This window comes from Rhodoblastus sp., from assembly GCF_052145335.1.
GTDB lineage: Bacteria > Pseudomonadota > Alphaproteobacteria > Rhizobiales > Beijerinckiaceae > Rhodoblastus.
Genome location: NZ_JBKQOU010000137.1, coordinates 1 through 9270 on the forward strand (window position 1 = coordinate 1; position 9270 = coordinate 9270).

The window sequence follows — 9270 nt, forward strand, 5'->3', positions numbered from 1 at the left end:
CTACGCTAAATGGTAAACACCGCCATACCGCAGATCGGGTGCTTGGCGGCGATGCGTCTATCCTTGGCGATAGGCACACAGCCGCCAGGCTTTTCGGACGCGAGCCTTCGTATTGGCGATGGATTACAGAGTTTTATGGCTATGACGCCCAAAGGGTGAAAGAAATTACGCTCAAAAAACCGTCCCGAACGATGTAGGGCACGAAAGTCAAAAATCGAACACGAGAAGGAATTGAAGCATGGACGGCCTGTCGCTTTCTCCAGTCGCAATGTTCTTGCAGGCTAGCCCGATCGGCAAGGCGGTGATGGCGATCTTGCTGGTCGCTTCGCTTTGGTGCTGGATATTGATCATCGAGGGCGTCTTCACCGTGATGAAACTCTCCCGCGCCCTGGCGGCGGCCCGCACAGGCAAGGCCACGGCGGTGTTTGCGCCGATCGACGCCGCCGGAATCGCGGCCGGGGGGCTCGCCGTCGCTGGCGAAAGTTCCAGTGAGAAGCGCCAGCGTTACGCCGAGAAGATGAGCCGCGCTGGGCGCGAATTGCTGATGCGCGCCGAGGGCGGATTGCCCAATCTGGCCGTGATTTCCTCCGTCGCGCCTTTCATCGGCCTGTTCGGCACCGTTTGGGGCATCATGACCAGCTTTGCCGGCATCGCCGAGGCCAAGGACACCAGCCTCGCCGTTGTCGCGCCGGGCATAGCCGAGGCTTTGGCGGCGACCGCCTATGGCCTTGCCGCCGCCATTCCGGCCTCGATCGGCTACAACCGCATCGGCGCGGCTTTTTCACACGTCGGCGTCCAGCTGTCGCATCTGATCGAGGATCGAGCGGAACAGCTTGCAGCGACGAGCCAGCTCCCGGCCAAAAAGGACGCCGCCTGATGGCCTTCCCGAGCCGAAAAAGCCCAGCAGGCGAAGGGCTCTATCAGCAGCAGGCCGACATCAACGTCACGCCCTTGGTCGATGTCATGCTGGTGCTGCTGATCATTTTCATGGTCACCGCCCCCTTGCTCGCGACCGGCGTCAAAGTCGAATTGCCGCAAGCCAAAGCGGCGCAACCGCTCAATCCCAAGGAGCCGGTGGTGGTCACTGTCGGCAAGGACGGCAAGGTCTCGCTTGGGCCTGACGAAGTCCCCGCCGACCTGTTCGTCGATGCGGTGAAGAACAAACTTGGCGAGGATTCCACGCGCGTCGTTCACCTGCGCGGCGACAAAGAGGCCTCCTTCGGAGATGTCGTGGCGATCATGGATCGTCTGGCGACGAATGGCATCACCCATATCGCCATTGTCACCGCGCCGAACGGCAAGGAAAAAACGTCGCAGATCAAACCGGAGAGCAAACCTTGAGCGAAGCGGGCGCCATAGCGTCTTCGTCGCCTGGCCTAGCTCAGCCACAGGGCGGACCAGAAGCCGGGGCGAAGGTCGAACGCGAGATCAGGCCGCTTTGGTTGCGCCCGGCGGCGACCATCGTCGCGGTGGCCTTGCATGTGGCGGCGGCCGCCTTTGTCGTGGCGAGCGTCGTTCCTCTCGTTTCGCTCGACGGGATCGATGTGACGCTTGTGCCGCTCGGCGATAGCGCCGAGGACAAGCCACATATCGACGAGGTAAAGGAGGCCGAGGCGGCTGCTCCTCCGCCCGCCGCTCAGGTCGCGCCCGAACCTGCCGCGCCCGAACCGGTGGCGCCACCACCACAGGCGCCGACGACGCCGCCCGCCGAAACCGTCCCGGAACTTGCGGCTCCACTCCCGCAGGTCATCGCGCCGGAAGCAGTGCCCCTTCCATTAGAGAAACCCCTGCCCAAACCCCTGCCGAAACCAGTGGAAAAGCCCAAGAAAAAAGTCGTCGTGGAAATAGAGCAGGACGATAGCCCGACGCCGGCGGAATTGCGCGAACAGCGCCGCCAGCGAGCGGAAGCTGCGGATCGTCGTCGCAAGGCGCAGGCCGGACAACAGGCGTCGCGTCGCGGTTCGCCGCAAGGACAGGCTCAGGCGTCTGGAATGTCGCGTGGCGATTATGCGTCCCTGCTCGCCGTCGAGGTCGCCCGCCACAAGGTCTATCCCGCCGCCGCCCGCGAGGCGCACGCGACGGGCTCCGTCAGCGTGACATTCACCGTCGGAGCCTCGGGCCGCGTGATCAGCCATTCGATCACGCGCTCATCGGGCAATTCCTCGCTCGACGGCACCGTCCACGCGATAATGGCTGCTGTTCACGCGCCGCCGCCACCGGGCGGTATTTTCCGTTCCAGCACAACCATCAATTTCAGCTTGCGTTGAGAGCCGGAATAGTCGCGAAATCGGTTTGCAGCAAAGCGAGCGCGCGGAATCTTCAAGGGCCCGAGCGCGGCGTCTTCGGCGCAGCGCGAAACGACGTCGCTTGCCTAACCGCGCTGGCAGACGATCTTGACATATTCCTGCCCTTCGCGCGGCGCGATGGCGGAGGCGGCAAGGGTCGTCTGACCTAGAAAGCCGCAGCGGAACTCGTTCTCGACATGCGGGCCGTAAACCACGTCGACTGCGTTTTCGGGAGTGCAGTTGGAGGGATTTACGCTCAGGGCGCAGACGAGAATTAAAACGGAGAATGGCGTCATGGGCGGCTCCGGTTGTTTGGCTGGCGGCCATCCGGGTTTTGGCGCTTTCCCGGTTTGCGCATGCCGGACAGGGACGGCCCTTGCCAATGGTTTGACAAGGCCTCCGGCCTTTTTTGGGAGCGTCGCGGACGTGAAAATTTGGGAGGGCGAGGAATGATCAAAAACTTCGCTATCCGTCCGCGACGCAAGGAAAACCTATTCAAAAACGCTCGGGAATTCACCCCAAAAGTGGGCGGGAGATTTTCCTGAGCCTGTAGGTAAAGCCGGGAAGATTTTGGGCATCTTTCCCGAACACGAACCTACATTCATGGAATTTAGCAAATTCTCTTCTAAGCGAAGCCGGGTTGCGTGGGCGCGCCGAAAATCGCCTCGATGCGAGCTCCACCCTCGAGCGCATTGGAAATGACCACTTCGCCGCCAAGCGCCTGCACCCGTTCGCGCATACCCAGAAAGCCCAAACTCGGCTTCGCTTGCTCGCCAACGCCGCGTCCGTCATCGCAAATGAGGATCCGCAACCCGGATAGCGCGGGATCGCTGACGTTGGCGACCTTGTTCGTAGGCACATAGCCCAGGGTCACGTCGATATGCCGCGCGCCGGAATGGCGGAAAGCGTTGGTCAGCCCTTCCTGAACGAAACGATAGGCCATCAGTCTGGCCCGCGCGCCAAGTTCGGCGATCCGCTCGGATGAAGACAAAGCCAGCGCAACGGCGGGTTCGGCCTTGCGCCATTGCTCGGCCAGGATCTGCAACGCGTCGATCAGGCCGAATTCCTCGAGAGCCGCCGGACGCAACTGCGCCAGAATGCGCCGATTTTGGCCCTGCAAGGACTCGACTTGAGCGCTGAGAGAAACGGCGGCGGCTTCCGCAACATGATCGCCGCCCGCGCGCAAACGCGCCGCAAGCATGGCCGCGCCCGCGCGGAGGGCAAAAAGATGCGGTCCGATCTCGTCGTGCAATTCATGCGCGATGGTCTTGCGCTCTTCATCCTGGACGTCGATCAGCCGTTCGATCAAATGGGCTTCGGCGGCGCTGAGATCAGACAAGGCCTGCGCCAGACTGTTGATCTTGCGACAAGTCTCCACGAATTCGGGCGAACCCGCCGGCGTCGCCCGGGCCGCGTAATCGCCTGATTCGAGCCGGGTCAGCGTGCTCCCTGCGACGTCGAGCGGTTTGAGCGCCCGCCGGATGAACAGGCTCGTCGCGCAAAGCAGCGCCAGCGCCAAAACGCCGCCCGCCAAAGCCTGTGTCCTGGCCGCCGCCCACACCTCGTCAATTTCATCCGACGGATCGCCGACGATAACAATTGAGCCGAGGCGGCGCTCGCCTATAGCGACAGGAATTGTTGAAACGCCGAGGGGCGTTTGAACCATGGCGGCCAGCCATGACGGAACCCGCGAACGCGCATCGGCGGCCGCCGCGAAAGCCCCAACAATCGTGAGACCATCGTTGCCGGACAAGGCGACGCGGACGTGACGCAAGTTCTGCAAACTATCGACTAAGGCGGCCAGCGCGGGCTCCGGCTCCGGCGCCTCCCGCACATGGGGAAGCGCCATGGCAACGAATTCGCTCGTCAGCCGCGTCATGCTTTCGGCTTCTGCCCGAGCGCGCGGACCCGCGTCCGCCAGAATGCGTACGAAATCGAAGATCATCCACGACGCGAGTAAGGCGCCGAACAGAAGATTGAGACGATACCGCAGTGAAACTTTTTGCCACATGATCCATCTCCGGAGATTGGCAAATTCGAATTCGCCGCCATAAGTGTCAATGGGCCGTATGATTGCCCGGCCCTCGCTTTTGGCTATGATGCCTAGTTTCTACTGGCGATTTGGAGGCTTTATCCGGTGCGCGTTCTTATCGTTGATGACCACCCCGTCGTTATATCCGGCTGCAAGGCCTTGCTCGGGACGGATCCGTCTATCGAGATCCGTGAAGCCATGGATGGGAATAGCGGCTATTCGGCTTACTTCGCATTCAGGCCCGATGTCGCGGTGATCGACCTCAATCTGCCGGGTGTCTCGGGTCTTGAACTCTGCCGCCGCATTCTGCTGCGCGATCCCGAGGCGCGCATCGCCATTTTCAGCATGAACGACGATGCTTTTTTCGCGGCACGCGCCATTGAGGCCGGGGCCAAGGGCTATATCGCCAAGAACGACGATCCGCTGCTCTTCATTGGCGCCTTGCGACGCATCGTCGATGGGGGCGTCTATCTGCAGCCGGAAATGGCCAGCGAGGTCGCCTTCAATCGAACTGGGGCAGGCCCAGGCAAGCTTGCCGGTTTGAACGCGCGCGAACTGGAAATTTTGCGATTGTTCGCGGTCGGCCACACTGTCGTGGAGATAGCCGATATTTTGAACGTCTCCCCTAAGACCGCCGCCAATAATTGCACCGCATTGAAACAAAAGCTCGGAGCCCGCAGTTCGGTCGAGCTTATTCGCATAGCAGTCGATTCAAAGCTTGCCTGAAAGGCAGGCTCGTGGCGGTTGGCCTGCCCACGGCTTTTGTTCAGCTGCTCACGCACTGACTTAACTGGTCACGCAGGCGAACCGAGAGCGTGGTATCATTCACGCGAATGGCCGGTTTGAGCCGTTGGCAGGCGTGCCGAGCAAGTTCAGCGACCGGCCGCTGAGGGTCTTGGTTGTGTGAAAACGCCGGGCTGGCTGGCGGAGAGAGCGCTTTTTGAAGCGGCTGTCTTCGGCTCCTTGTTTCTTGTCAGGATTTACGTGGAATAGGCGGGCGGACGAAGCCAATTTAGCGCGTTCAACGGCGCCGCTGAGTGTTGCGGCTTGGGGTCTTCATCCCGCCCGGATGGCGGCGACCAACGCCGGCCTGCCGAGGATATTCATCACCCTGGTCAGATTGTAAGCGAGAACGTGCAACGCCATTTCGGCGGCGACATTGGGAAGCCGTTTCATGAGAAAGTGCGTGGCGCCCATCCGCGCCTTGATCGTGCCGAAGGGGTGTTCGACCGTCTCGCGGCGGGTGGCCATGGCGCACGGATTGGCGTCGAGCCGGCGTTGAACCTCCTCGACCAAGTGCTCGTGCTGTCGCGCTGCATTTAAACGTGAGACTGCGCCGGTTTGGAGCTGCCGCTGTAGTTAAACATGAGACTCCGGACGGCTTGAATCTCAATTTAGCTGCATAAATGAGACTCAAGAATCGGGTTGGCGCGGGGCGAGAATTTTGGTGGCGATGGTTCCGAAATGAGTGTGGTAGGCCCCCATCGTCCGCGCATGGAGTTCCGTGACGATTTTGGGGCCTGAACGTTCAACTATTGCGATTCCAGCGAGAAGCGCCGGACGGAGCAACAGAGGCAAGATCGGTCTGGCCACCGGTGGAATTGCTATTGCCGCCGCTGCGGCAAGTCGATCGAAGCCTGGGACGAGCAGGTCGAGGATCTTCGGCGTCTCGATCCAATTTTCAGGGTCAATCGGCTTGGGATCGCGCCGCATCAACAGGAGCTTGAGGACGTCGATTGGAGACGCCCAGGTCTGAGTGCCCCGCTCGGCGTAGTCGTCGAGGAGGCGTTCGCCCTTGAGCGCGTCTTCCCATGTGGCGAGAGAATGCGTGCTATCTCCGCTGTTGGCCTCGCTCCCCTGCCCTGCCCCACCCAACTGAGAATGGCAGATGGGACAGGTGATGCGCCAAGCCTGACGCCAGCTGCGCAGAATTGGCGTGGCGCCGACGTCGGCTTTATCGATCGCGCAGGTTTGACATGACTGGATCACCTCAGCCGAGATAAGGCGCCGCGCGGTGGTCTCGATATTGAGAAACGTCATCCGACGAATATCGGAAGGCTCTTGCCTAAAAATATGGGCGAGAAGCTGCACTTGTTTGTCTGCCAGATGGTCATCGGCACTCCTCAGGGAGTGGGCCTCCGGGACCGCGTGACGCAGCATCGCGCGTGGTGAAACATTGTAAAAGGCGCCGTGCCGCGCGATCCACGACGACAAGAGTTCATCCGGGACCGGCGGAAAAATGACGGGAAGTTGTTTTATTTCGCCGTGCCGGGAACTCATGCGTAAGCCGCCCCGCCATCGGAGAGCGGGCGCCAGTTCTCTATCGCCTCGTCAGTAATCCGTTCGTGTCCGCTTTGGGCCGCGTCAGCGGCGAGGCAATTGATCATGTGGAAGATGTTGGCGGTGATGCCCTCGGTCACCTGCAAAATTCGGCGTAGCGACTTTGGCGTCAGTACGGTCGGCTTCCGCAACGGCGTATTTCGCAGGATGGAGGAGACAAGGGTTTCGAACTGCTCATTCGCGCCCCAACGGTTGATCGAGAATTCTTCGAAGCGCCTTGCGAGTTGGACGTCGCCGCTGATCGCTTCGCGGGCGTCCGTGACGCCAAAGCAAACGAGCGAGATTTGAAGCCTGTTGCTGAGGAAGCGAAGCGTGTTCAGTACGATGCGCTGGTCCCGATGCGAGCCGGCGAGGATGTTATGCACTTCATCGATGACAAGCACCTGGACGCCGACAACTTTCAGAAGGCGAAGCGCCGCCTGCTCCATCTGCACGATGTCGGCGCGCGGACTCTGCGGCGCGCCCAGCGACGCGAGCAATTCGGCATAAAAGCGGCGCTCTCCGGGCTTGCCCGCCATTTCCATCGCCATTACGGGCGTTCGCTCCTTGCCCGTAATCGGATCGAAGCCCGACGGATTGTCGTCACGAAATCGTTCCATAATCGTCGTCTTGCCCATGCCGCTGTCGCCATAAACGGCAATCGAAGGCATGCGCGTTCCCCTGGGGTGGTCAATCAGGCGATTGAGATGGTCGAGCGCCTGTTTTGCGCGCGGATAGAGGACCCAGCGGCGGGATCTGATCGCTCGAATCCGTTTGTCGCTGGCTCCGAAAGCATTTCCGCCGCCGACGGCGTCAGGTGGGCAAAATCATGGGTCACGTGGGCTCAATCCGTGTCTTCTACGAAAGGCACCGGTTTGCTGGAATCGATGCCGCGAAGCGAGCCCCAGCCGTCGTCATCCACATTGGAGTTTTGGCTCAGACCGGAACGTCGAATGAGCGCTGTTGTCTTCGTCGCGCGGTCGACGAGCTCCCGTTGCGCGATCGCGGTGCGGATGACCGCGCGCATGTCGACTTCGCGTTTTCCCTGTGCATTGAGTGCTTTTCTCGCGGCCACCGCCTCGCGCAACGATATCGGCGCCAAAGTCACATCGGCATATCGCGCATCGACGAAATTGCCGGCGGGCCGCCGAACGAAAATGCGCGAGAGGTCGCGCGGGTCATATTTTACAAGCAACCTGCCCTTGCAGCGTCCGACATCGGCGGTCAGCGCAGATGACCAGTAGCGAATATTGTTCAGATGAATCCCGTCCGGGCGAAGCGTGCGCTCGTCCTCCGGCAAGAAAGAGATCCAAAACTTCATTCGATCCTGCGGCAAGCGAAGTTTTAGCGAGGACTCGTGCTCTCGCCAGACCGCAAGCTTCGGCCGCCGCAACGTCGAGTGGATAATCTGATGATACTGTCCAGCGATTTCCAGAGCTATGTACCGTTCGAGTTCGCGCAGTGTCAGCGCGGCATGCCGCTTGGAGTCGTATTCGCGGCGTTCCTGGACGTTGCTGGAGGTGGACCCCGGCAAGAGATGGATCGGTCCCATCTGGGTCCCGATCAGGCGTTCGATATGTCCGCCGAAATGGGGCTCGCCACGAGGGCGCCAAATGATTTTGACGCCTTCATCCCTGCAAGCCCGTTCAAAAGCGCGACTTCGAAAATCGGCGCCGTTGTCGACGTGAATGTTTTCGGGCAGTCCCGCGACGGGCCAAGCCTCCTCGATCTCGCGCTCTCGAAGCCAAGCCGTCTTGTCGAATACCGCATGCAGCAGGCAGAGGCTCGTCGATAGTCGAGATGGCGCCTCCATGGTCAAATAGAATCCGGCGACCATCCGCGTGAAAACGTCCAGAGCAAGAGTTAGCCAAGGCCGCCCGATGGGTTCGCGGGAAACTTCATCGACAACGAACGCGTCGACCTTCGTGTGATCGATTTGAACGATCTCAAGGGGCCGCGACGCGCGGTAATCGCCGGGCGTTGGCGTCGTCGCTTTGACGATCTCCTTTTCACCTCGCCGCTGCCCTCGTGTCTGCAAATCGATGTCTTCAACGCGGGCTTTGATTGTGCGCCAGTTGGGTGGCTGACGCCCCGCTTTTTCGCAGCTCACCAGGATCTGTCGGCACAGTTTCGAAAATGGCGGCCTTGTAGGCTTCAGATAGAAGCCCGTTATTGCCTGTCGGATGATTTCTTCGCGCTCTTCGTCGAGTGTGCGAAAACCTTCGCGCCGGCCGCGCGCTCGATCCATCAGCGACGTCACGGTGCCGCCGGCCCGGAATAATCGGATCATCCGGTAGGCCGTGGCGCGACTGAGCCCCAATTCCCAAGCCAAGTCCGTGACGTCCGTGCCCGTCAAGCCGTCGGGATTTCTGCTCAGCAGATCGCGTATGGCCTCTTCTCGCCGGCAGGCTTCCTCCCACCGCTTTTGCTCGTCGTCGTCACTGTGTAGATCGTCCATTTGGCCCGCGCACATTTCACCAACGTTTCGAGCTCTCAATTTCAAATTAAGTGCAGTACAGCAAGGCCGAGTCTCATATTTAACTACAGAGTCTCAAATTAGGCGCAAAACGAAGCCATTGAAAACACTGAATCGGGCGTCTCACGATTAAGTGCAGCGCGACAACGATCCTCGAT

The 9270-nt window shown here is 60.6% G+C and carries 10 protein-coding genes and 1 pseudogene; 5 read left to right on the forward strand and 6 right to left on the reverse strand.

Translation table 11 applies throughout. From position 1 onward, the window contains the following. The 4 genes from ACLP2E_RS09480 to ACLP2E_RS09495 all read left to right on the forward strand — a co-directional run. Positions 1 to 197: hypothetical protein (locus ACLP2E_RS09480; protein ID WP_442465767.1), on the forward strand; the 197-nt coding region annotated here is incomplete at its 5' end. 41 nt (positions 198 to 238) lie between these two features. Continuing rightward, positions 239 to 877: a MotA/TolQ/ExbB proton channel family protein gene (locus ACLP2E_RS09485; RefSeq protein WP_442464084.1), complete on the forward strand. Its 639-nt coding sequence runs from the start codon at positions 239 to 241 to the stop codon at positions 875 to 877. Beyond that, positions 877 to 1341 (forward strand): ExbD/TolR family protein, encoded by a 465-nt coding sequence (locus ACLP2E_RS09490; RefSeq protein WP_442464083.1) that lies wholly within the window; start codon positions 877 to 879, stop codon positions 1339 to 1341. The genes ACLP2E_RS09485 and ACLP2E_RS09490 overlap by 1 nt, the downstream gene beginning before the upstream one ends. After that, positions 1338 to 2267 (forward strand): energy transducer TonB, encoded by a 930-nt coding sequence (locus ACLP2E_RS09495; RefSeq protein WP_442464082.1) that lies wholly within the window; start codon positions 1338 to 1340, stop codon positions 2265 to 2267. The genes ACLP2E_RS09490 and ACLP2E_RS09495 overlap by 4 nt, the downstream gene beginning before the upstream one ends. Positions 2268 to 2371: 104 nt before the next feature. On the opposite strand, the gene ACLP2E_RS09500 is transcribed toward ACLP2E_RS09495, so the two are convergent. Beyond that, entirely contained in the window at positions 2372 to 2581 is a 210-nt protein-coding gene (locus ACLP2E_RS09500) for a hypothetical protein (protein WP_442464081.1), read from the reverse strand. Positions 2582 to 2910: 329 nt separating this feature from the next. Continuing rightward, a complete protein-coding gene (locus ACLP2E_RS09505; protein ID WP_442464080.1) occupies positions 2911 to 4296 on the reverse strand; it encodes a histidine kinase in 1386 nt (461 codons plus the stop codon). Positions 4297 to 4422: 126 nt separating this feature from the next. Between ACLP2E_RS09505 and ACLP2E_RS09510 the strand changes: the two genes are divergently transcribed. Next, positions 4423 to 5043, forward strand: coding sequence for a response regulator transcription factor (locus ACLP2E_RS09510; protein ID WP_442464079.1), 621 nt, complete (start codon positions 4423 to 4425; stop codon positions 5041 to 5043). Between the two features lie 330 nt (positions 5044 to 5373). Here ACLP2E_RS09510 and ACLP2E_RS09515 read toward each other — a convergent pair. The 4 genes and pseudogenes from ACLP2E_RS09515 to ACLP2E_RS09530 all read right to left on the reverse strand — a co-directional run. Beyond that, positions 5374 to 5625: pseudogene (locus ACLP2E_RS09515) on the reverse strand (transposase); the annotation flags it as partial. A gap of 105 nt (positions 5626 to 5730) precedes the next feature. Beyond that, on the reverse strand, positions 5731 to 6597 hold the full coding sequence (locus ACLP2E_RS09520; protein ID WP_442465768.1) for a TniQ family protein: 867 nt from the start codon (positions 6595 to 6597) through the stop codon (positions 5731 to 5733). Then, a complete protein-coding gene (locus ACLP2E_RS09525; protein WP_442465770.1) occupies positions 6594 to 7406 on the reverse strand; it encodes a TniB family NTP-binding protein in 813 nt (270 codons plus the stop codon). The genes ACLP2E_RS09520 and ACLP2E_RS09525 overlap by 4 nt, the downstream gene beginning before the upstream one ends. Positions 7407 to 7480: 74 nt before the next feature. Then, positions 7481 to 9094 (reverse strand): Mu transposase C-terminal domain-containing protein, encoded by a 1614-nt coding sequence (locus tag ACLP2E_RS09530; RefSeq protein WP_442465769.1) that lies wholly within the window; start codon positions 9092 to 9094, stop codon positions 7481 to 7483. Positions 9095 to 9270: the final 176 nt, after the last annotated feature.

Excerpts from the sequence above, each read along its gene's own strand:
- ACLP2E_RS09485 (WP_442464084.1), top strand. The coding sequence starts at position 239 with ATGGACGGCCTGTCGCTTTCTCCAGTCGCAATGTTCTTGCAGGCTAGC.
- ACLP2E_RS09490 (WP_442464083.1), top strand. The coding sequence starts at position 877 with ATGGCCTTCCCGAGCCGAAAAAGCCCAGCAGGCGAAGGGCTCTATCAG.
- ACLP2E_RS09500 (WP_442464081.1), bottom strand. The coding sequence starts at position 2,581 with ATGACGCCATTCTCCGTTTTAATTCTCGTCTGCGCCCTGAGCGTAAAT.
- ACLP2E_RS09505 (WP_442464080.1), bottom strand. The coding sequence starts at position 4,296 with ATGTGGCAAAAAGTTTCACTGCGGTATCGTCTCAATCTTCTGTTCGGC.
- ACLP2E_RS09520 (WP_442465768.1), bottom strand. The coding sequence starts at position 6,597 with ATGAGTTCCCGGCACGGCGAAATAAAACAACTTCCCGTCATTTTTCCG.
- ACLP2E_RS09530 (WP_442465769.1), bottom strand. The coding sequence starts at position 9,094 with ATGGACGATCTACACAGTGACGACGACGAGCAAAAGCGGTGGGAGGAA.